Below are 21,314 nucleotides of genomic sequence, written 5' to 3' on the forward strand. Positions count from 1 at the left end.
CGATGGCCCTGTTCAGTTCAGCAGCCAGGGGTGCGGGCGCCTGCCGGCGTGGCGTGCCACCAGGTTGTAGGCGACGACCGCACCGAGCAGCAGCAGGCTCCAGGTCTGCGCCAGCCAGTGCGGCGCCACGGCGCCGGGCAGGCCGACCTGGCCGATGCTGATTCCGCCGAGTATCGCCAGCACGAACTGCGCCACGGTCGGCAGCAGCGCCCCGCGAGGCCAGCGCATGCAGGCCAGCAGCAGGGTGCCGGCGGTCAGGGTCATCGACACGGTCAGCGGGTAATAGGCCGGCGGGGCGTGCTTCAGAGCGCCGAGCAGCCAGGACAGACCCAGCCATGGCGCCATCGCCGCGATCGCGCGCTTCAGGATCACCTGGTTGAACAGCTTGCCGGCCTGCCCGGGTGCGCCCAGGCCGGGCAGCAGCGCGCTTTCCATCAGCCCCAGGTTGCCGTGCTTGCGCAACAGCCACAGCCGTTGCAGAAACTTCACGCTGGACAGATTGGCCATGACGTTGGCCAGGATCAGCGGCAGCGTCGGCGATTGCGTGCGCAGCAGCAGGGTCGACAGCAGCACCAGCGCCGGCATGACCAGCACGGTGCCGGCCGCACTGCTGGGGGCAAAGCCCGGACCGAGCGCGAAGCGCATGGCGCGTTCCGGTCGCCGGCGCAGGTCCGAGGGGAAACTGGGGCGGGCGATCCCCTGGATCCAGACCAGACGCCCGCCTTGCGATTCGACCGTGTGTCTGGTGGCACCGTCGCCGGGCAAGCGCTGCTGCAGGGTCATCCACAGCGGACGCAGCCAGGGCGCCAGCGCGTGGGGCGGATGCGCGCTGGCATGCCGGTATACCCACACCGTGGTCGCCAGGCAGGCCGTGGCGATGGCCAGCATCGCCGCGCGCGGGTGAGCGTCCAATGCGACGCCGACGGTGTCGTGGAAGAATCCGACGAGTAATAAAAGCAGGGTGCTGGACCATGCCGGCACGGTCGCCAGCAGCAGGCCGGCAGCCGCGCACAGCAGCAGCATCGGCGCCGATAGGCTGGGATCGCTGTCGCGCACCGCGTACAGCAGGACAGGCAGCAACACCGTGCCGGCCAGGGCCAGCGCCAATAGCTGCGCGAAGCGCGTCGCCAGGGCCGGAAAGCGGACGTGATGCGCCTGGTCGAGCAGGCTCAGCAGGCGCGCGCCGAGCCGTGCCCACAGCAGCAGCACGACCGGGCAGGTCAGCAGCAGCGGCGACGGCGGGTTGTCGACCCAGGTCAGCGCGAACGCGGCCGCGATCACCAGCGGGTACCCGCGGCCGGTCTTGCCCGATGCCGCGGACAGCACGCGCAGATCGGTCAGAAGGCGGTTCATCCGGCCACCTCGATGAACAGGTCTTCCAGGCCGAGCCGGTCGATGCGCACGCCGGGCATGCTGAGCAGGGCGGATGGTGGTTCGCTGACGTGCAGCAGCACGGCGGTGCCGCCGTCGGCGCTCCGGCGCCGCGCGAATTCGCCGCGCAGCACGGCGTCGCCCAGCAGCGCGGCGGCCGTCGCCGGCAGCGTGACCAGCAGAACGTTGTCCTTGAGCTCGTCCAGCGGCTGGTCCAGCAGCAGCCGGCCCTGGTGGAGGAAGGCCACGCGCGAGGCCACGCGTTCCAGATCGCTGACGATATGGCTGGAGAACAGCACGGTGGTGCCTTCGTCGCAGGTCTGGGTGACGATCTCGCGCATCAGGTCGCGGCGCGCCACCGGGTCCAGCGCCGAGGCCGGTTCGTCCAGCACCAGCAGCGCCGGTCGCGCGGCCAGCGCGCGCAGCAGCGCCAGGCGCTGCGCCTGGCCGGGCGAGAGCGTGCCGATGCGCTGGCGGCGGTCCAGGTCCCAGCGGCGCAGCAGGGCGTCGGCACGCGGCGCGTCCCAGTTGGGGTAGAGCTGTGTGGCGAAGGCGAGCAGTTCCTCCACGCGCATCCAGCCGAACGCCTGCGGCTGCTGCGGGACGAATCCCAGTCGGCCCTTGCGCGCATCGTCCAGGCGCAGCGCCGGGCCGCCGAACATCCGCGCCTGGCCGCGCTGCGGCTGCAGCAGGCCGAGCAGGCAGGCGAGCAGGGTGCTCTTGCCGGCGCCGTTGCGGCCGATCAGCCCGACCACCTCGCCGCGTGCCACCTGCAGGTCCACGCCCTGCAGCACCTGGCTGGCGCCGAACGCCAGGTGCAGGTCGTGCGCCGCCAGCGGCAGGTCCATGTCCAGCCCGGCCGGGTCTGCGGCCGCCATCGCCATGCTATGCATCGCCAGTTTCTCCAAAATCGCCAGTTTCTCCAAACAGGTGTTCGAGACGTTCGATCACGGGGGACGCCGGCAGGCCCAGTTCGCGGCAATGCCGGACCAGTTCCTGCAGGCGGGGTTCGATCAGTTCCAGGCGCTGCCGCTGCGGCGCGGCGGCGGTCGCGGCGACCGCCATGCCGCGGCCGCGCAGGCGTTCCAGCACGCCCTCGGCCTCGAGCTGGCTGTAGGCACGCGAGACCGTCATCGGGTTGACCGCGTGGGCGGCGGCGACCTCGCGCACCGAGGGCAGGCCGTCGCCCGGGCGCAGTCGCCCGGCCGCGACCAGGCGCCGCATCTGCTCGGCGATCTGCCGGTAGATCGGCTCCGGGGCGCTGGGTTGCACATGAAGCTGGTTTGCATCCATGTGTATTAATACATCAATACACTTGGCGGATGTCAAGTCGTCAGCCGACGAGCGGCGCGCTGGCGGTAGCTCAGCGCGGGTCGGGGCGGGCGAAGTGCAGTTCGCCCAATGGGCCGGCCATGCGGAACGGCACCGACTCCAGGCGCAGGCCGCGATTGCGCTGGATCGCGAAATGCAGGTGCGGGCCGCTGCTCAGGCCGGTGTTGCCGGACAGGCCGAGGCGCTCGCCGCGCCGCACCGCCTGGCCGACCCGCACCTGCACGCCGCCGGCGACCAGGTGCGCGTAGATCGCCATGCTGCCGTCGGCGTGCACCACCCGCACCAGGTTGGCGGCCCGGCCCAGGCGCGGGTTGGTGCCGGACTGGCGGAAGTCGTCGTGCACCTCCATCACCACGCCCTCGCGTGCGGCCAGCACCGGGGTGGCTTCGGGCAGGGCGAAATCCAGTGCATAGGCATTGGCCGGATCGCGATGGCTGAAGGCGCCGCCGAAGCCCTGGTCGATGCGCACCGGGCGGTCGGCGAAGGGCAGCGCGTACAGCACCGCGTCGGCGTCGGCGTGGGCGCGCGGCGAGCCGGGCACCGCTTCGATGCGCAGCCGGGCGCTGGCGCCGCCGGTCTCGGTCCGGTCGCTGGGCGGATACAGGCGAGCGACCACGCGGCGTTCGCCGGCGGCCAGTTCCACGGTCAGCGGCAGCGCGGGCACGGCGGTGAAGCCGGCGGTGTCGCCCTGCAGGCGGATCTGCACGGGGCCGCCGAGCGGATTGCCCAGCGCGACCTCGCGCAGGCCGCTGTCGCGGGCGATCACCTCCAGCCATGCCGGGGCCGGCCGTGCCGCAGGCCGCGGGGCATTCCAGCGCAGCAGCGGCTGCGCGGCCGCGCAGGTCGCCACCGCCAGCGACAGGACCACGGCAAGCCAGCGGCGGAGGGGGCGTCGGCGCACGGACAGGTGGATCGATGGGGAGAGCGGAGTATGGCCGAGGCCGGGGATCGAAAAATCATATCGCTTCATCCGAATAAAGAGATTGACACTGCAGAAAATCGCTGGCATCGTGGCGCCACCATCGAGACCGGCGGAGGGACAGGCCCTTTGATGCCGGGGCAGCCAGCGGACGCGCAAGCGACCGTGTCGGTGCCAAATCCTGCGGGGACCACCGCGTCCGCCGAAAGATGGTTCGACGCCTGCCATGCGCACGTCGAACGCGAGCTCCGCGAAGCTCGATGGCCGTTCCTCCCCGGATACCGCCATGAGCCTCGTGAATACGCCCAACCGCCCCCTTGTCGCGAATGTGCCGCTCGACCGCCAGGCCGGCGCCGTCGCGTCTGCCGCCGATGGCCTGCTTGCGCTGCGCGGCGAAGCCGCGGTCGCGCTGCCGTTGCGCCACGCCGGCGTGCAGTTGCTGCGGCTGCGCTATGAACTGACCGGCCCGGCCGACGCGCCGGTGGTGTTTGTCGCCGGCGGCATCTCCGCGCACCGCCATCTCGCCGCCAATGCCAGCTTCCCGGAGAAGGGCTGGGCCGAGGGCCTGGTCGGGACCGGGCGCGCGCTGGACCCAGGCCGGCGGCGGTTGCTGGCGTTCGATTTCGTCGGCGCCGACGGCAGCCTGGACGCACCGATCGACAGCGCCGACCAGGCCGATGCCATCGCCGCGCTGCTCGACGCGCTGGGCATCGCCCGGCTGCACGGCTTCGTCGGCTACTCCTACGGCGCGCTGGTCGGCCTGCAGTTGGCGGTGCGGCATCCGCAGCGGCTGCACAAGCTGGTCGCGGTCAGCGGCGCGCACCGCGCGCACCCGTACGCCGCGGCGTGGCGCGCGCTGCAGCGCCGCGCGGTGGCGCTGGGCCAGTTGCAGTGCGCCGAGAGTCATGGACTGTCGCTGGCGCGGCAGTTCGCGATGCTCAGCTACCGCACGCCCGAGGAATTCGGCGAGCGCTTCGATGCGCCGCCGGAAGTGATCAACGGCCGCGTCCGCGTCGCCGCCGAGGACTACCTGGACGCCGCCGGCGCGCAGTACGTGGCGCGCACCCGGGTCAACGCCTACCTGCGCCTGTCCGAATCCATCGACCTGCACCGCATCGATCCGGCCGCCGTCGCCGTGCCCACCGTGGTGGTCGCGGTCGAAGGCGACCGCCTGGTGCCGCTGGCCGACCTGGTCACCCTGGTCGAAGGCCTGGGCCCGCGCGGCAGCCTGCGCGTGCTGCGCTCGCCGTACGGGCACGACGCCTTCCTGAAAGAAACCGACCGCATCGACGCGATCCTCGCCACCGCCCTTCGCCCCACCGGAGCTACCGCATGAGCACTGCCCACGACAACGATCCGCGCTGCAGCGCCGCCACCGCCGCGGTGCGCGCCGGCATCGACCGCGATACCGCTCATGGCGCGGTGACCCCGCCGATCGTGCTGTCGTCGAACTTCAGCTTCGATGGCTTCGGCAACAAGCGGCAGTACGACTACACCCGCAGCGGCAATCCCACCCGCGACCTACTCGGCGAGGCGTTGGCGGACCTGGAAGGCGGCGCCGGCGGCGTGGTCACCGCCACCGGCATGGGCGCGATCAATCTGGTGCTCAACGCGCTGCTGCAGCCGGGCGACACGCTGGTGGTGCCGCACGATGCGTACGGCGGCAGCTGGCGCCTGTTCAACGCGCTGGCCAAGAAGGGCCATTTCGCGCTGATCACCGCCGACCTGACCGATCCGCGCTCGCTGGCCGAGGCGCTGGCGCAGTCGCCGCGGCTGGTGCTGATCGAGACCCCGTCCAACCCGCTGCTGCGCATCACCGACCTGCGCTTCGTCATCGATGCCGCGCACAAGGCCGGTGCGCTGGCGGTGGTCGACAACACGTTTCTGTCGCCGGCGCTGCAGAAGCCGATCGCGTTCGGCGCCGACATCGTCGTCCACTCCACCACCAAGTACGTCAACGGCCACAGCGACGTGGTCGGCGGCGCGGTGGTCGCCGCCGATGCCGAACTGCACCAGCAACTGGTGTGGTGGGCGAACGCGCTCGGCCTGACCGGTTCGCCGTTCGACGCGTTCCTGACCCTGCGCGGGCTGCGTACGCTGGATGCGCGGCTACGCGTGCACCAGGAGAATGCGCAGGCGGTGGTGGCCCTGCTCGACGGCCACGCCGCGGTCGACCAGGTGTACTACCCGGGGCTGGCCGCGCATCCGGGCCACGCGGTCGCGGCGCGGCAGCAGCAGGGCTTCGGCGCGATGATCAGTTTCGAGCTGGCCGGCGGCGAGGCGCAGGTGCGCGCCTTCGTCGATGGCCTGCGCTACTTCACCCTGGCCGAGTCGCTGGGCGGGGTCGAGAGCCTGGTTGCGCATCCGGCCTCGATGACGCATGCGGCGATGAGTGCCGAAGCGCGCGCCCATGCCGGCATCGGCGATGGCCTGCTGCGGCTGTCGGTGGGCATCGAATCCAGCGATGACCTGGTCGCCGACCTGCAGGCCGGCCTGCTGCGCGCGCAGCAGGCCGGCGAGGCGGCGGCGCGCAAACAGGTGGACGCGTGAGCAGCGCCGCCGCCGCTGCAGGGGTGCCGGCGCAGGCGCGCTCGGCCGGTACGGTGGCGCCGCGGCTGGGTCTGCTCGGCACCGGCACGGTGGGCCGCGCGTTCGTCGCGCGCTACCAGGTGTTGCAGCAGCGTCGCCCGGGCTTGCCGGCCTTCGCCTGGCTGGCCAATTCGCGCACGCTGCAGGATTGCCGGCCCGCGCCGGACCGGGCGCTGGCCACGGCCAATGCCGCCGCACGCGGCGCCGGCGGCGCACAGGTGTCCGCCGACCTGCGTGCCGGCGACATCGTGGTCGACGCCACCGCCAGCGATGCGGTGGCGCAGCGGCATGCCGAGTGGCTGGCGCGTGGGGTGCACGTGGTCACCGCGAACAAGCTCGGACAGGGCGCGGCCCTGGCGCGCGCCGAGCAGATCCATGCCGCGCGGCATGCTGCCGGCGCGCACTACGGCGACAGCGCCACGGTCGGCGCGGGTCTGCCGTTGCTGAGCAGCCTGCGCGCGCTGGCCGCCGGCGGCGACTGCATCCATGCGGTGGAAGGCGTGCTGTCCGGCTCGCTGGCGTGGCTGTTGCATCGCCACGACGGCAGCCGCGACTTTTCCGAGTGCGTGCGCGAGGCCGCGGCGGCCGGCTATACCGAGCCCGATCCGCGCGAGGACCTGTCCGGCGAGGACGTGCGCCGCAAGCTGCTGATCCTGGCGCGCGCCGCCGGACTGCCGCTGCGCGCCGAGCAGGTGCAGGTCGCCTCGCTGCTGCCGGCGGCATTGGCCGCCGCGCCGCCGCAGGACGTGGATGCCGCGCTGTCGGCGCTGGATGCGCCGCTTGCGGCACGCCTGGCGCAGGCGCGCGCGAACGGCGCTTGCCTGCGTTTCGTCGGCCGCTTCGATGCGCACGGGGCTTCGGTGGGATTGCGCGAACTGCCGCTGGCGCATCCGCTGGCCAGCGGCGCCGGGACCGACAACCGCGTCGCCATCCACAGCGACCGCTATCTGCGGCAGCCGCTGTTGATCCAGGGTCCGGGCGCCGGCGCCGAGGTGACCGCGGCGGCCCTGCTCGACGACGTGTTGCGGATCGCGGTGCGCTGACGCGCCGCTACGGCGCGGCGGCGGGTGCGGCCAACGCCTGCAGCAGCGCTGCGTTGAAGCGCTGCGGCGCTTCGACCTGCGGCGAGTGGCCCAGGTCGGCGAACTCGATCAGCCTGGCGCCGGGAATCGCCGCCGCCGCGCGCTTGCCCAGCGCCGGGTAATCGCCCAGTGTCGTGGCCAGCGCCGGCGGCGCCAGGTCCTTGCCGATCGCGGTGCGGTCGCGCTGGCCGATGAACAGCGTGGTCGGCACGCGGATCTGCGGGAACCGCTGCACCACTGGTTGGTTGAACACCATGTCCGAGGTCAGCGCCTGGTTCCAGGCCACGCGCGCGTGGCCGGGGCCGGCGTACAGCCCGGCCTGCATCGTCACCCAGCGGTCGTATTCGGGTTTCCATTGCCCGCCGTAGTAGACGGTCTGCTGGTACTGCTTGATCGAGGCGGCGTCGGTCTTGAGCTCCTTCGCATACCAGTCGTCGACGCTGCGCCATGGCACGCCGGCGGCCTTCCAGTCCTCCAGCCCGATCGGGTTCACCAGCAGCAGCCGGCTGATGTCCTGCGGGTACTGCAAGGCGTAGTGCGCGGCGAGCATGCCGCCCATCGAGTGGCCGACGAACACCGCCTGGGTCACTCCGGCGTAGCGCAGCAACGCATGGGTATTGGCCGCCAGTTGCGCGAAGGAGAACTGGTAGGCCTGCGGCTTGCTCGACTTGCAGAAGCCGATCTGGTCCGGCGCGATCACCCGGTAGCCTGCGGCGAGGAGTGCGGCGATCGCCGACTCCCAGGTCGCCGCGCAGAAGTTCTTGCCGTGCAGCAGGACGACCGCGCGGCCATTCGGCGTGCCGGTCGGCGCCACGTCCAGGTAGGCCATTTGCAAGGACTGGCGCTGCGAGGCGAAGCGGTACTGGCGGACCGGATACGGATAGTCGAAGCCTTCCAGCTGCGCGCCGTAGCGGGGCGCGGGCGTGGCGGCGCGGCCGGACGGCAGCAGGAGCGCGGCGGCGAGCGCGGCGAGCAGCGGGGATCGGCGCATGTGGGCGGGAGAAGTGCGGATAAGAAGGACGCGCCGAGCCTAGCCCAGGTCGCGTCAACGCCGCTTCAGCAGGCGCGGTGGAGCAGGGTCAGGCAGGCGTGGTGCTGCATGCGATCGGCAGGCTCCTGCAGTGCCGCCAGCACTTGCTCGGCCTGTGTGCCGAGCACCGGCCGGTACGCGGCCCAGCCGTTGCGGCCCTTGGCCTTGGCCCGGTACAGCGCGCGGTCGGCGAGGACCAGCAGCCGCTCCCAGCCCAGGCGGCTGTCGGGATCGTGCACGAACGGGAATTCGGCCAGGCCGATCGAGCAGGTGATCTGGCCCTGGCGGCCGTGATCGAGCGTGAAGTCGTGCGTGGCGATTGCCCGGCACAGGCGCTCGGCGGCCTCGGTCAGGTTCTCGCGCGGCGCCGAGCGCAGCACCAGCAGGAATTCCTCGCCGCCCCAGCGCACCACGTAGTCGCTCTCGCGGGTCAGCTGCACCAGCAACTGCGCCATCTGCTGCAGCACCGCGTCGCCGGTGTGGTGGCCGCCGCTGTCGTTGATCGACTTGAAATGGTCGATGTCGATCAGCGCGAACAGCATGCCCGAGGACAGCATGTCCTGGTCGTTGGCGGCCATGCGCCGGTACAGCGCGATGTCGCTGGGAATGTGCAGGGACAGGTAGCGGCGATTGCGCAGTTGGGTCAGGTCGTCGGTGAAGCTGGCTTCCTGCAGGCGCTGGTTCGCCGCCTGCAGCGCCTCGGTGCGCTGGCGGACCTCCCGTTCCAGGGCCTCGCGCTGGCGCTGGTTGACCATGTGCGCCATGCGGATGCCGAGCAGCAGCAGTGCCAGCGCGCCCAGCCCCAGCAGCAGCTTGTAGTACAGGGTTTCCTGGAAGCGCAGCCGGATCCGCAGCGGCAGCCGCGCCGGCGCTTGCGCCCACACCCCGGCGTTGTTGCTGCCGGCGACCTCGAACACGTAGTCGCCGCCGGGCAGGTTGGTGTAGCTCGCCACGCGCTGGCGGATATCGTCGAGCGTGCGCCAGCGGGTGTCGTAGCCGAGCAGGCGATAGCGCAGTTCCACGTTCTCCGGGGCCTGGAACGAGGCGGCGGTGAACTCGAAATCCAGGTCGTGCGCCTGCGCCGGCAGCGGCGTGTCGCGCAGCGCCTGCGGCGTCATCCAGCGGCCCTGCACGCGGATCCGCTCCACCACCGGCTGCGGCGCGACCGGGTTCTTGACGATGCCGGCGGTGTCCATGGTCACCACGCCGTCGCGGCTGGGCAGCCACAGCGTGCCGTTGTCGATGAAGCCCTTGCCGTTGCCGGCGCCGTTGCAGCAAAACGCCTCCACGCCGCCATGGCGCTGGCCGCCATCGTTGAGCAGCAGTTCCGCCTGCAGCGGGGTGGCGGGCGCCTGGATGCGCTTGAGCAGGCTGGCCAGCGGCATCCGGTACACGCCGCGCATGCCGGCCACCCAGAGGCTGCCGTGGCCGTCGTCGGCGATGAAGAACGCGGCGTTGAGCGGCAGCCCGTCCTGTTCGTCGAACATGGTCCAGCGCCTGCCGTCGAACACCCACAGCTGTTCCGACAGCGTGCCGACCACCCACTGCCCGCCGGGCAGTTCGTGCATGGCGGTGATGTCGGCTGCGGCCAGCGCCGAGCCGGCATCGGCGAGCGGCACCAGGCGCTCGCCGCGCAGTTCGTACAGGCCGGCCTGGGAGCCGACCAGCAGACGGCCGTCGCCGGTCTCGTAGAGCAGGCGGATGCGCGCATCGCGCAGGCCTTCGCGGGTGCCGTAGCGATGCAGGCCGGCGCCGTCGCTGCGGAACAGGCCGTCGCTGGTGGCGAACCACAGCCGCTGCGCGCGGTCGCGGAGGATGCCGCTGACCTGCAGCTCGCGCAGCGGCGCCAGCAGCGGCGGCAGCGTGGCGCGCCCGTCGCGGTACAGTACCGCGCCGCGGCGGGTGCCGATCCACAACCGGCCGGGCTCGGCGAGCAGGGTGTAGGGAACGTCGGTGGGCAACTGCTCGCGGCTCAGCACCTGCCGGTAGCGGCCATCGCGCAACCGCGCCAAGCCGCTGCCGGTGCCGACCCACAGCGATCCGTCGGGATCGCGGGCCAGCGTCCACACCAGCGGGTCGGGCAGCCCTTCGTCGCTGCTGTAGCGGCGCGTCCAGCCGTTCCATAGGCGGGTCACGCCCTTCCAGTGGCTGCCCAGCCACAGGTTGCGCTCGCGGTCCTCGAACACCGCGCTGGCACCGGCGTCCTGGTCGTCTTCGAGGTATTGCTCGGCGATGCCGCCGTCGCGCACGCGCAGCAGGCAGCCGGGCAGGCCCACCCACAGGTTGCCGTCGCTGTCCTGGGCCAGCGCTTCCACCGCGCGCCGCGCCAGCGCCGGGTCGCCCGGCAGGCGCTGCCAGCGGCCGTCGCGCCGGAACAGCAGGCCGTGGCGGCTGCCGGCCCACAGCCGCCCTTGTGCGTCCAGCAGCTGCCGCACCGGTGCCTGGCGGGCGTCCTCCGGCAGCGCCAGCGGCTCGCCCTCGCCGCCGGCGAAGCGCAGCACGGCGCCGCGCGCGCCGACCCACAGTTCCTCGCCGCGGGGCAACAGCGCGTAGGCGCCGCCGGCGATGCGATGGCGCAGGCGCAGGCTGTCGCCGACCACGGCGTAGACCCCGTCCTGCGCCGCGACCAGGACCGTGCCCCGCGCGTCGACCGCGATCGCCTCGATGTTGAGCAGCGGCGCCTGCGGGTCCTGCGGCAGCAGATTGCTGAAGCGTCCGTCGCGGTAGCGCGCCAGTCCGCGGTACGTGCCGATCCACAGGTCGCCGCCGGGGGTGGCGTGCAAGGCCTTGATCAGCGGTCCGGGCAGATTCGCCGGCGGCTTTTCGCCGAAGGTGGTCATGCGCACGCCGTCGAAGCGCGCCAGCCCGCCCATGGTGCCGATCCACAGGTAGCCCTGCCGGTCCTGCGCGAAGGCCTGCACGCTCAACTGCGGCAGGCCTTGTTCCAGGCTCCAGCGCCGGCGCTCGTAATGGTTGAATTGCTTGTCCGGCTGCAAGGCGGCCGCCACCGGCGCGAACGCGACCCACGCTCCGAGGAGCATGGCCAGCTGTCGCGCATGGGTGCACCAGGAAGCGGGATGAGGCTGCAAGGGCATTCCAGTGCCGGATAGGCGGATCGCCATCATCGCTATCGGCGGCGGCGCGCGGATCTTTATCCGCGCGGCGAGCAATGCCGTGGCGGCGGCGCGGCCCGGCGCAGCGGCTCAGCACTCGATGACGTTCACCGCCAGGCCGCCGCGGCTGGTTTCCTTGTACTTGTCCTGCATGTCGCGGCCGGTGTCGCGCATGGTGCGGATGACCTTGTCCAGCGAGACCTTGTGCTTGCCGTCGCCGCGCATCGCCATGCGGCTGGCGTTGATGGCCTTGACCGCGCCCATCGCGTTGCGCTCGATGCAGGGGATCTGCACCAGGCCGCCGATCGGGTCGCAGGTCAGCCCGAGGTTGTGTTCCATGCCGATCTCGGCGGCGTTCTCGATCTGGCCGGGGTTGCCGCCGAGCGCGGCGACCAGGCCGCCGGCGGCCATCGAGCAGGCCACGCCGACCTCGCCCTGGCAGCCGACCTCGGCGCCGGAGAGCGAGGCGTTCTCCTTGTACAGGATGCCGATCGCCGCGGCGGTGAGCAGGAAGTCGAAGATGCGCTGCTCGCTGCTGGGGCAGAAGCGGTCCAAGTAGTGCAGCACCGCCGGGATGATGCCGGCCGCGCCGTTGGTCGGGGCGGTGACCACGCGGCCGCCGGCGGCGTTCTCCTCGTTGACCGCCAGCGCGTACAGGTTGACCCAGTCCAGCGTGGTCAGCGGATCGCGCATCGCCGCTTCCGGCTGGGAGGACAGCTCGCGGTACAGCGACGGCGCGCGCCGCGAGACGTGCAGCCCGCCGGGCAGCGTGCCTTCCTCGCGGATGCCGCGCGCCACGCAGCGCTGCATCGCCGCCCACAGCGCGCGCAGGCCGTCGCGGATCGCGTCCTCGCTGCGCCAGCTCTTCTCGTTCTCGAACATCAGTGCGGCGATGCTCAGGCCGCTGCGCGCGCACTGCGCCAGCAGCTCCTCGCCACTGAGGAACGGATACGGCAGCGGGGTCTCGTCGGCGACGATGCGGTCGTCGGCGGCATCGTCCTGGTTGACCACGAAGCCGCCGCCGACCGAGTAGTAGTCGCGCGTGGCGATCACCGCATCGTCGGCGGCGTAGGCGGTGAAACGCATGCCGTTGGTGTGGTACGGCAGCTTTTGGCGCTTGTTCATCGCCAGGTCGCGTTTCTCGTCGAAGGCGATGGTGTGCAGGCCCATCAGATTGATGCGCTTGCTGCCGCGGATGCGTTCCAGCGTGCCCGGGATGATGTCCGGGTCGATCAGGTCCGGGCGCTGGCCCTCCAGGCCCAGCAACAGCGCCTTGTCGGTGCCGTGGCCGCGCCCGGTCAGCGCCAGCGAGCCGAACACCTCGGCGCGGAGCCGCACCACGTCATGCAGCCGGCCAGGATCCAGCAGCCAGCGGTGCACGAAGCGCTCGGCCGCACGCATCGGCCCCACGGTATGCGAGGAACTGGGCCCGATGCCGATCTTGAACAGGTCGAAGGTGCTGACAGCCATGCGTGCCGGAGAGGGGGAAGGCCAGAGACGGTCTATTCTATGCCCCGCGCCCGCAGCGCACGCCCGCAGCGCCGCATTGGAACCTGCCGCATGCCCTTGACTTTGTACCAGCGCGACGACTGCCGCCTGTGCGACCAGGCCCTGCTGGTCCTCGCGCAGGCGCGCGTGGGCGATCTCGAAAGCGTATTCATCGATGCCGACCCGGCGCTGGAGGCGCGCTACGGGGCCCGGGTGCCGGTGCTGCGCGACGCAGCGGGGCGCGAACTGGACTGGCCGTTCGATGCCGCCACGGTCGGGTACTGGCGCATGTCGGCGGCCTGAGCGGCATCTCGGCGCTGCCTGCGATGCGCTCCGCTGCGGCGCTGCGGATACAGAAAAGCGGCGGAACCCGACGAGGGAATCCACCGCCCAGGGGCCGCATGCCGTCGCGGCCTGTGGCGACTCACTTCGCCTTGAGCACGACCTTGGTGCTGATCGCGGTTTCGTTGGGGATGGTCTTGGTGTCGGCCCAGTCGCCGCCGCCGACGCCGAAGTCCAGGCGCTTGAGCAGCGCCTTGCCGGCCAGCACCGGCTGTGCGCCCGGGGTCCAGGTGAAGGTCAGGGTCACCGGCTTGGACACGCCGCGCAGGTCCAGGATGCCGTCGGCGGCGTATTGGTTGTTGCCGAGCGCACGGAACTTGTCGGCGCGGTAGCGGGCGGTGGCGAACTTGGCGACGTTGAAGAAATCCGCGCCCTGCAGCGTGGAGTCGCGGTCGGCATTGCCGCTCTTGGCGCCGGCCAGCGGGATGCTGACCTCGAGCCTGGACGCCGGCAGGTTGGCCGGGTCGAAGCTGAGTTTGGTGTCGAAGCCGGGGAACTGGCCGGTGAACACTTCGCCGTCGTACTTGCTGGCGAACACCAGGCTCGAGCCCGGCGCCTGCACGTAGTCGGCGGCGAACGCGGGGGCGGCGGCGAGCATCGCCACCAGGCTGGCGGCGACGGCGGGGGCGGGGGAGGCGACACGGGGCGACATGGTGGAATTCCTCAGGACTTGGGGCGCAGCCAGCCGCGCGGCAACATCCGCGCCAGCGTGGCATCGCGTCGGAACAGGTGGTGGTAGAAGGCGGCGCCGGCATGCGCCAGCACCACCGCGACCAGGATCCAGAAGCCCCATTCGTGCGCGGCGTGCGACAGTTCGTGCAATTGCGCGTCGGGGGCGCTGAGCTTGGGCACGGCAACCAGGCCGAACCAGTGGAACGGGCGCAGGCCGCTGCTCGAGTCGTACAACCAGCCGGACAACGGCATGGCGAAGATCAGCACGTACAGCAGCACGTGGGTGGCGCTGGCGATGCGTTGCTGCCAGCCCGGCGTGCCCGGCACCGGCTTGGGCGCGCCGGCGTACAGGCGCCAGCCCAGCCGCGCAATCGCCAGCGCCAGCACGGTCAGGCCGAGCGATTTGTGCGCGGTGTAGACCCAGAAGTACTTGGGGGTCTTCGGCAGTTCGCCCATGGTCAGGCCGACCACGCCCAGCAGCAGGATCAGCGCGGCGATCAGCCAATGCAGGGTCTGGCTGACGCCGCCCCAACGCTCTGCGGTGTTCTGGGCGGCGGTGCTCTTGGCGATCATGGTGTGGATTCCTGGCTGGGGCTGGGCGAGGTGGTGAGGGCATCGGGATCGGCGTCGAGCGCGGGGGCGGCCGGTTGCGCCGGGTCGGCGTCGGCGCGGCCGACGCGGGTGGCCTCGGCCTCGATGCGCAGCTCGACCGCCGCGCCGATCACCGATGGCCAGGCGTCGATGCCGAAGTCGGCGCGCTGCAGCGTGGCGGTGGCGGAAAAGCCCGCGGTGCGGCGGAACGGCGGCAGCGGATGCCGTTTCAGCGCGTTGAGGGTCACCTCCAGGACGATCTCGCGGCTGACCCCGCGTAGGGTCAGATTGCCGAACACCCTTGCGTGGGTGGTGTCGATTGGCTCGATCCGGGTGGAGACGAACCGCGCCTCGGGATAGCGCTCGCCGTCGACCAGGTTGCGCGCCAGCGCGGCGCGGTTCCATTTGTCCTCGCCCAGGTCCAGCCGCTGCAGCGGCACCCGCGCCTCCAGCCGCGCGCTGCGCCAGTCGTCCGGGTCGAACAGCAGGGTGCCGGTGCTGCCGGAGACGGTGCCCAGCGCCTTGGAGAAGCCGGCATGCTCGATCGCGAACAGCACGCGGGTGTGCACCGGGTCCAGGGCGTACTGCGCCGGGGCCGCCAGCGCGGCGGTCGGCAAGGTCGGCAGCAGGAGCAGGAGGCGGAGGCGGCGCTGGAGCATGGGCGGGCCAGGCGAGTGGAGTAGCACGATTCTAGGCGCAGTCCGCGCCGCGTGCGCCAGCGCAGCGCGCAATGCTTCGTTGCCCCGCGCGTCGGGTGTGATTCTTGCGGCCCCGCGGGGTAATAAAAATGTGTCCGCACGAGGGCGGCAACGGAGCGGCCGCGGTTTTCGCACCCGGCCCCGGCAGCGCGCCGGTGTCCATCCGCGCCGATCGTTCACGGCCGCTGGAGCCGATGTCGATGCCAATCCCCGTCCTCGGCGCCTGCGGCGCGGCTGGACGCTGCTGCGGCTGGCCGGCACCGGCAACTGCGCCGGGGCCGGGGCCGGCGTGCTGGCGCTGCCGCGGTTCCGCGTGCTGGGCGCCGAGTATGGGCTGCCGTTCAGCGAGATTTCGCGGCTGGGCCTGGATCGCGACGGTTATCTGTGGATCGTCAGCGACGATGGCCTGGTCCGCTACGATCGCCGCGAGTTCCGCATCTGGCGCCACGATCGCGACGATCCGCGGTTGCTGCGCTGCAACGTCGTGCAGGAACTGCACATCGACCCGCGCAACCGGGTCTGGGTCGCTTGCGAAGGCGGTGGTCTGGGCGTGTTCGATGCCGAGCCTGGTCGCCGATCCGCAGGGACGCGCCTGGCTGGGCCTGCGCCGCGGCCTGTTCCGGATCGATCCGCGGCGCCCCCGGCGGTGTGCGCGTTCGGCGCCCGCGACGGATTGAGCAGCCAAGAGATGCTCAAGCGCGGGCTGTGGCTGACCGCCGGCAGGGTGCTGGTGGCCGCCGCCGCCGACGGCGGCGTGGCGCTGCTGGATACGCGGCTGCCGGATCCGCCGCCGATGCCACTGGCGCTGAGCATGGAGAGCGTGCAGGTGCGCCGCGGCGAGCGGCGGCTGGCGCTGCCGGTGGCCGGCGGTTTCGCGATGCAGCCGGAGGACCGCGACCTGCGGGTGGTGGCGCGGCGGCTGTCGTTCGTCGATCGGAAGGATCGGCTACCGCTTTCGCCTGTCCGGCTACGGCCGTCCCTGGGTCGCGGTCGGCGCCGCCGGCGAGCGCACGCTGCCGCCGCTGCCGGCCGGCGAGCACGTGTTCGAGGTGCAGGTGCGCACCCGCAACGGCGCCTGGTCGCCCACGCGGCGGCTGCCGTTCCGGGTCTATCCGCCGTGGCGGCGCAGCGTCTGGGGCACCGCCGGACTGCTCGCCGCCGCGCTGCTGCTGGGCTTGCTGTGCGCCTACCGCCGCCGCCTGCGTCGCCAGCATGCCTGGCAGCTGGCGCTGCACAAGCAGGAAGTGGCCGAACAGGCGTCGCTGGCCAAGACGCGCTTCCTGGTCACGCTCGGGCACGAGGTGCGTATGCCGATGAGCGGCGTGCTCGGGATGAGCGAGCTGCCGCTGGCCATGCCGCTGGATCCCGGGCAGCGCGGCTACACCGAATCGCTCCGCCACGCCGGCACCCACTTGCTGCACTTTGTCGACGGCGCGCCGGACCTGGTGCGGATCGAGGCCGGGCGTCTGCAACTGGAACGGCTGCCGTTCGCGCTGCAGACGCTGATCGCCGACGTGGTGAACCTGATGGCGCCGCTGGCGCAGGCGCGCGGGCGGCGCTTCGAATGCCACGACGCCTGCCGGGCGCGGTGAGCGTCAACGGCGAGGTGGTGCGGGTGCGGCAGATTCTGCTCGACCTGGTCGGCAACGTGATCAAGTTCACCGCCAGCGGCGCGGTGAACTTGCACGTGTCGCCGTTGCACAGTGGGCACGGGCTGTGCGTCGAGGTCGCCGACACCGGGCCGGGCATCAGCGCCGAGCAGCAGGCGCGCCTGTTCCGGCGCTTCGAACAGGGCGAAGGCCCGCGCAGCCGCCGGCTACGGCGGCTGCGGGCTGGGCCTGGCGATAGCGATGGGCGGGCGCATCCAGGTCGACAGCCGGCCCGGCCATGGCGCGTGCTTCCGGGCGGCGGCTGCCGCTCGCTGGCAGCCGCCGCCGGCCGAGCCCGCGTCGGCGTTGCCGCTGGCGCAGCGGGCGCAGGCGCAGGCGCAGGCGCAGGCGCAGGCGCGGCGGCGGATCCTGCTGGTCGAGGACGAGCCCACCGTGGCCAAGGTGATGGCCGAGCTGCTGCGCAGCCGCGGCCACCAGAGTGGTCTGCGCCGCGCAGGCCTGGAGGCGCTGACCGAGGCGACCCAGTCCACGTTCGATCTGGGCCTGCTCGACCTGGACCTGCCGGCGCTCGACGGTCTTGCGCTGGCGCGGCAACTGCGCGCGCTCGGCTAGGGACTCGGGACGGGGGACTCGGGACTCGGGACTCGGGACTCGGGACTCGGGACTCGAAAGCCTCGCAGCCGTCGGCCTGCGAATCCAGTGCACCATCCGGTGAGACAACACGCTTTTTTCGAGTCCCGAGTCCCGGACCCCGTCTGTTGCCAGCGGCGGCGCTTATCGCCGACGATGGCGACGGGCATCGGGGACGCGGCGCCCGTGCACAGGGGACGACGATGCGGTCGAGAAGCATCTTGGGATGGTGGCTGCTGCTGTGGTCGGCGGTCGCTGCCGCGGCGGTGCCGCCGACGCCGCAGCCGCGCCAGCTGACCGTGGCCGACGGATTGCCGTCCAACAGCATCAACGGCTTCGCCGAGGACCAGCTTGGCTACCTGTGGCTGGCCAGCAGCGACGGCCTGGCGCGGTTCGACGGACGCGGCTACCGCATCTGGCGGGTCGAGGACGGGCTGCGCGACAACAAGATCTGGACCGTCCACGTCGATGCGCAGAACCGGGTCTGGTTCGGCACCCAGAATGCCGGCATGGGCATGCTGTCGGCGGACCGGCGCACGTTCCGCTACTACGACCGCAGCAACTTCCCACAGATCGGCGGCGCCACGGTCTGGGCGATCACCTCCACGCCGGACGGCAGCATCTGGTTCGGCACCGCCAACGGCGGCCTGAACCGGCTGCAGCCGAACGGCACGCTGCGCCGCTACATGCCGACGCCGGGCGACGTGCGCAGCCTGCCGTCGCCGGCGGTGACCTTCCTGGCGACCACGCCCGACGGCACCCTGTGGGCCGGCACGCGCGGCGGCCTGGCGCGCTGGACCGGACGCGATTTCGAGCGGCTGCCGGCCTCGGCGCTGCCGCGGCCGGAGGTGCAGGGGCTGACCCCAGAGCGCGACGGCGCGCTGTGGGTGTCCAGCCAGGGCGGGGTGCGTCTGCTGCGCGCCGACGGCAGCGTGGTGGCGCCATACTGGCGCAACATGCCCGGCGAGAGCGTGCTGGCGATGCTGGTCCACGACCGCCACGGCAGCCGCTGGTTCGATACGCTGGACGGCCTGGGCCGCGAAGGCGACGCCGGCGAGATCCGCAACGTGCCGCTGTACAGCAGTTCCGCGCACGGACTGGTCAAGCCCAACTGGGCGCTGGCGTTCGAGGACCGCGAGGGCGATCTGTGGTTCGCCAGCTTCAACGCCGGCCTGTGGTACCTGCCGGCCAACTGGCGGCAGTTCTCGGTGCTGTCCCACCGGGTCGACGATCCGGCGTCGATGGGCAATCCCTACGTCATCGCCACCGCCGCCTCGGCCGATGGCGGGGTGTGGCTGGCGGGCACGCGCGGCGTGCTGGACAAGCTCGACCCGGCCACCGGCACGGTGCGCCACCACATCCTGACCATGTTCGGGCGGGGGTGGCCGCGTGCCATCGTCGAGGACGACCAGGGCCGGGTCTGGGCGGCGACGCTGGGGTCGGTGCTGCGTTACGACCCGGTCACCGGCGAGGTGCGGCGCTGGGGCAAGGCGGACGGCGCGGATGCGCCGCTGTCCGGCGAGATCGAGCGGATGGCGCTCGGCCGCGACGGACGTGTGTGGGTCTTCGGCGAAGTCGCCGGCGTACAGGTGCGCGACCTGGAGGGCCGCGTGTTGCGCACCATCGCCCCGGGCGGCGGTGGGCTGCCGTTGGAGCTGACCGTGGAAGACGCCAAGCCCGGTCCGTCGGGCCAGCCGTGGCTGCTCGGCCGGCATGGCGTGCTGGCCTGGAACGCGGCCCGCGAGCGTTTCGAGCCGGTGCCGGGCGCGCCGGTGCGGGCGCTGAGCGCCTTCACCATCACCGACGGCAACGTGGTCTGGCTGGCCAGCGTCGGTCGCCTGGAACGCTACCTGTGGGACGGCGAGCGGCTGAGCCTTCTCGACCGCATCGACGGCGAGCACGAGTTCCCGTCGCTGGCGCCGAACGGGTTGGTGGTCGATGCCAGCGGCGTGGCCTGGATGAGCAGCGAGCGCGGGCTGCTCCGGGTCGACCCGGCGAGCAACGCGATCCGCTCCTACGGCGTGCACGACGGCCTGCCCAACCAGGAGTTCCGCGTGCAGACGCTGATCCAGGCGCGCAGCGGGCAGATCCTCGGCGGCACCCCGGATGGCGTGGTGTTGTTCGAGCCGGCCCAGGTGGTGCCGTCGCGGCGGCAGCCGCCGTTGGTCATCGAGCGCATCGGGGTGCGCCGCGGCGACCGCGCGCTGGATCTGCTGCATGCCGGCCGTATCGCCCTGCAGGAAGGCGACCGCGACCTGCACATCGTCGCGCGCCTGCTGTCGTTCTCCGATACCGACGCCAATACCTACCGGTTCCGGCTCAGCGGCTACGACCCGGACTGGGTCGATGTCGGCGCCAGCGGCGAGCGCCTGTTCTCGCGCCTGCCCGCGGGCCACTACACCCTGGAGACGCAGGCGCGCACCGCCGACAAAGTGTGGTCGAAAGTCACCACGCTGCGCTTCCGGGTGCTGCCGCCGTGGTGGCGCAGCCCCTGGGGCCTGGCCGGGCTGGCCTTGCTGGCGCTGCTGGCGCTGTGGCTGGCCTCGTCCCTGTACCGGCGCCGCCTGCGCCGGCGCAATGCGTGGCAACTGGCGCTGCACAAGCAGGAACTGGCCGAGCAGGCGTCGCTGGCCAAGACCCGCTTCCTGGCCACGCTCGGGCACGAGGTGCGCACGCCGATGACCGGCGTGCTGGGCATGAGCGAGCTGCTGCTGGCCACGCCGCTGGATCCCAGGCAGCGCGGCTACACCGAATCGATCCGCCGCGCCGGCACCCACCTGTTGCGTCTGGTCAACGATGCGCTGGACCTGGCGCGGATCGAGGCCGGGCGCCTGGATCTGGACCAGCAGCCGTTCGACCTCGGCCAACTGATCGCCGAACTGGAAGCGATGATGGCGCCGATGGCGCACCGCCGCGGCCTGGCCTTCGCCCTGGACAACGCGATGCCCACCGAGGTGACCGCCAGCGGCGACGCGACGCGGGTGCGGCAGATCCTGTTGAACCTGCTCAACAACGCGATCAAGTTCACCGACCACGGCCGCGTGGCCTTGCGCATCGCCCCGCTGCACGACAACCAGGGCGTGCGCTTCGAGGTCGCCGACAGCGGCCCGGGCATCAACGCCGAGCAGCAGGCGCGGCTGTTCCAGCGCTTCGAGCAGGCCGATGGCTCGCGCACCGCCGCCCGCTACGGCGGCAGCGGCCTGGGCCTGGCGATCTGTCAGGAACTGGCGGTGGCGATGGGCGGGCGCATCGAGCTGCACAGCAGGCTCGGCGTCGGCACCCGTTTCGTCGTCGACCTGCCGCTGCCGTGGATCCCGACACCGCTGCAGCGCGGCACGCGCGGCGAGCGCGAGGCGCCGACCGCGACGCAACCGCTGCGCATCCTGCTGGTCGAGGACGACCCCACCGTGGCCGAGGTCATCAGCGGGCTGCTGAGCGCGCGCGGCCACCAGATCACCCACGCCGCGCACGCGCTGGCGGCGCTGACCGACGTGGCCGCCAGCGTCTTCGACGTGGGCCTGCTGGACCTGGACCTGCCCGGCCTGGACGGCCTGGCGCTGGCGCGGCAACTGCGCGTGTTCGGTTACGAGATGCCGCTGATCGCGGTCACCGCTCGCGCCGACGCCGACGCCGAATCGCACGCGCGCGCCGCCGGCTTCGACGACTTCCTGCGCAAACCGGTCACCGGGGACATGTTGGTCGAGGCGATCGAGGCGGCGATGAAGCGGGACGCGGGACGCGGGACTGGGGACCTGGGACCCGGGAACGGCAGCCGCGACGGCGCTTGAAGCCGTCATTCCGACATCGGCCTGAGGCTTCACGCTCTTCGAGTCCCGAGTCCCGAGTC

Annotated in this window: 18 protein-coding genes, 1 pseudogene and 1 riboswitch; of the genes and pseudogenes, 8 read left to right on the forward strand and 11 right to left on the reverse strand. The window is 72.0% G+C overall.

From position 1 onward, the window contains the following. Window positions 1-12: 12 nt before the first annotated feature. From G4Q83_RS03585 to G4Q83_RS03600, 4 genes are all read right to left on the reverse strand, one after another. Window positions 13-1,353, reverse strand: a complete 1,341-nt coding sequence (locus tag G4Q83_RS03585) for a hypothetical protein (RefSeq protein WP_128418783.1) — start codon at window positions 1,351-1,353, stop codon at window positions 13-15. Then, window positions 1,350-2,264, reverse strand: a complete 915-nt coding sequence (locus tag G4Q83_RS03590) for an ATP-binding cassette domain-containing protein (protein ID WP_128418784.1) — start codon at window positions 2,262-2,264, stop codon at window positions 1,350-1,352. Before G4Q83_RS03590 ends, G4Q83_RS03585 begins: the two co-directional genes overlap by 4 nt. After that, on the reverse strand, window positions 2,257-2,664 hold the full coding sequence (locus G4Q83_RS03595; protein WP_128418785.1) for a GntR family transcriptional regulator: 408 nt from the start codon (window positions 2,662-2,664) through the stop codon (window positions 2,257-2,259). The genes G4Q83_RS03590 and G4Q83_RS03595 overlap by 8 nt, the downstream gene beginning before the upstream one ends. A gap of 70 nt (window positions 2,665-2,734) precedes the next feature. Continuing rightward, window positions 2,735-3,475 (reverse strand): M23 family metallopeptidase, encoded by a 741-nt coding sequence (locus tag G4Q83_RS03600; RefSeq protein ID WP_386273515.1) that lies wholly within the window; start codon window positions 3,473-3,475, stop codon window positions 2,735-2,737. A 244-nt stretch (window positions 3,476-3,719) separates the two neighbouring features. Beyond that, a riboswitch (SAM riboswitch) is annotated at window positions 3,720-3,838 on the forward strand. Window positions 3,839-3,848: 10 nt separating this feature from the next. On the opposite strand from G4Q83_RS03600, the gene metX reads away from it, so the two are divergent. Genes metX through G4Q83_RS03615 form a run of 3 tightly spaced genes read left to right on the forward strand, consistent with a single transcriptional unit; the run spans window position 3,849 to window position 7,254 of the window. After that, window positions 3,849-4,958, forward strand: a complete 1,110-nt coding sequence (gene metX / locus G4Q83_RS03605; RefSeq protein WP_185817339.1) for a homoserine O-succinyltransferase MetX — start codon at window positions 3,849-3,851, stop codon at window positions 4,956-4,958. Beyond that, window positions 4,955-6,172: an O-succinylhomoserine (thiol)-lyase gene (locus G4Q83_RS03610; RefSeq protein WP_128418787.1), complete on the forward strand. Its 1,218-nt coding sequence runs from the start codon at window positions 4,955-4,957 to the stop codon at window positions 6,170-6,172. The genes metX and G4Q83_RS03610 overlap by 4 nt, the downstream gene beginning before the upstream one ends. A gap of 23 nt (window positions 6,173-6,195) precedes the next feature. Beyond that, window positions 6,196-7,254, forward strand: coding sequence for a homoserine dehydrogenase family protein (locus G4Q83_RS03615; protein ID WP_170069117.1), 1,059 nt, complete (start codon window positions 6,196-6,198; stop codon window positions 7,252-7,254). Window positions 7,255-7,261: 7 nt separating this feature from the next. Here G4Q83_RS03615 and G4Q83_RS03620 read toward each other — a convergent pair whose 3' ends face one another. The 3 genes from G4Q83_RS03620 to G4Q83_RS03630 all read right to left on the reverse strand — a co-directional run bounded on the left by G4Q83_RS03620 (window position 7,262) and on the right by G4Q83_RS03630 (window position 12,906). After that, complete coding sequence (locus G4Q83_RS03620; protein WP_128418788.1) at window positions 7,262-8,284, reverse strand: alpha/beta fold hydrolase; 1,023 nt, start codon at window positions 8,282-8,284, stop codon at window positions 7,262-7,264. A 65-nt stretch (window positions 8,285-8,349) separates the two neighbouring features. Then, complete coding sequence (locus G4Q83_RS03625; protein ID WP_246432265.1) at window positions 8,350-11,364, reverse strand: ligand-binding sensor domain-containing diguanylate cyclase; 3,015 nt, start codon at window positions 11,362-11,364, stop codon at window positions 8,350-8,352. A gap of 162 nt (window positions 11,365-11,526) precedes the next feature. Next, a complete protein-coding gene (locus G4Q83_RS03630; protein WP_128418789.1) occupies window positions 11,527-12,906 on the reverse strand; it encodes an L-serine ammonia-lyase in 1,380 nt (459 codons plus the stop codon). Between the two features lie 90 nt (window positions 12,907-12,996). On the opposite strand from G4Q83_RS03630, the gene G4Q83_RS03635 reads away from it, so the two are divergent. After that, the gene (locus G4Q83_RS03635) at window positions 12,997-13,227 is read left to right on the forward strand and encodes a glutaredoxin family protein (protein WP_128418790.1); all 231 of its coding nucleotides are present in this window, start codon (window positions 12,997-12,999) and stop codon (window positions 13,225-13,227) included. Between the two features lie 121 nt (window positions 13,228-13,348). Here G4Q83_RS03635 and G4Q83_RS03640 read toward each other — a convergent pair whose 3' ends face one another. The 4 genes from G4Q83_RS03640 to G4Q83_RS03655 are packed head-to-tail and all read right to left on the reverse strand — an operon-like array spanning window position 13,349 to window position 15,912. Continuing rightward, complete coding sequence (locus tag G4Q83_RS03640) at window positions 13,349-13,918, reverse strand: YceI family protein (protein WP_128418791.1); 570 nt, start codon at window positions 13,916-13,918, stop codon at window positions 13,349-13,351. Window positions 13,919-13,929: 11 nt separating this feature from the next. After that, complete coding sequence (locus G4Q83_RS03645; protein ID WP_128418792.1) at window positions 13,930-14,511, reverse strand: cytochrome b; 582 nt, start codon at window positions 14,509-14,511, stop codon at window positions 13,930-13,932. After that, window positions 14,508-15,188, reverse strand: a complete 681-nt coding sequence (locus tag G4Q83_RS03650) for a YceI family protein (RefSeq protein WP_128418793.1) — start codon at window positions 15,186-15,188, stop codon at window positions 14,508-14,510. Before G4Q83_RS03650 ends, G4Q83_RS03645 begins: the two co-directional genes overlap by 4 nt. Window positions 15,189-15,219: 31 nt before the next feature. After that, window positions 15,220-15,912, reverse strand: coding sequence for a hypothetical protein (locus G4Q83_RS03655; protein ID WP_246432266.1), 693 nt, complete (start codon window positions 15,910-15,912; stop codon window positions 15,220-15,222). 274 nt (window positions 15,913-16,186) lie between these two features. Here G4Q83_RS03655 and G4Q83_RS22915 point away from each other — a divergent pair, with 274 nt between their 5' ends. From G4Q83_RS22915 to G4Q83_RS03665, 4 genes and pseudogenes are all read left to right on the forward strand, one after another. Further along, window positions 16,187-16,819, forward strand: coding sequence for a sensor histidine kinase (locus G4Q83_RS22915; RefSeq protein WP_246432363.1), 633 nt, complete (start codon window positions 16,187-16,189; stop codon window positions 16,817-16,819). Further along, window positions 16,792-16,968 (forward strand): annotated as a pseudogene (locus tag G4Q83_RS22920) (ATP-binding protein); the annotation flags it as partial. The gene G4Q83_RS22915 and the pseudogene G4Q83_RS22920, both read left to right, overlap by 28 nt. Before the next feature lie 109 nt (window positions 16,969-17,077). After that, window positions 17,078-17,449, forward strand: a complete 372-nt coding sequence (locus G4Q83_RS22925; RefSeq protein WP_246432364.1) for a response regulator — start codon at window positions 17,078-17,080, stop codon at window positions 17,447-17,449. A gap of 221 nt (window positions 17,450-17,670) precedes the next feature. After that, window positions 17,671-21,255, forward strand: coding sequence for a hybrid sensor histidine kinase/response regulator (locus tag G4Q83_RS03665; RefSeq protein WP_128418795.1), 3,585 nt, complete (start codon window positions 17,671-17,673; stop codon window positions 21,253-21,255). Window positions 21,256-21,314: the final 59 nt, after the last annotated feature.

Source organism: Xanthomonas theicola (assembly GCF_014236795.1).
GTDB classification, from domain to species: Bacteria; Pseudomonadota; Gammaproteobacteria; order Xanthomonadales; family Xanthomonadaceae; genus Xanthomonas_A; species Xanthomonas_A theicola.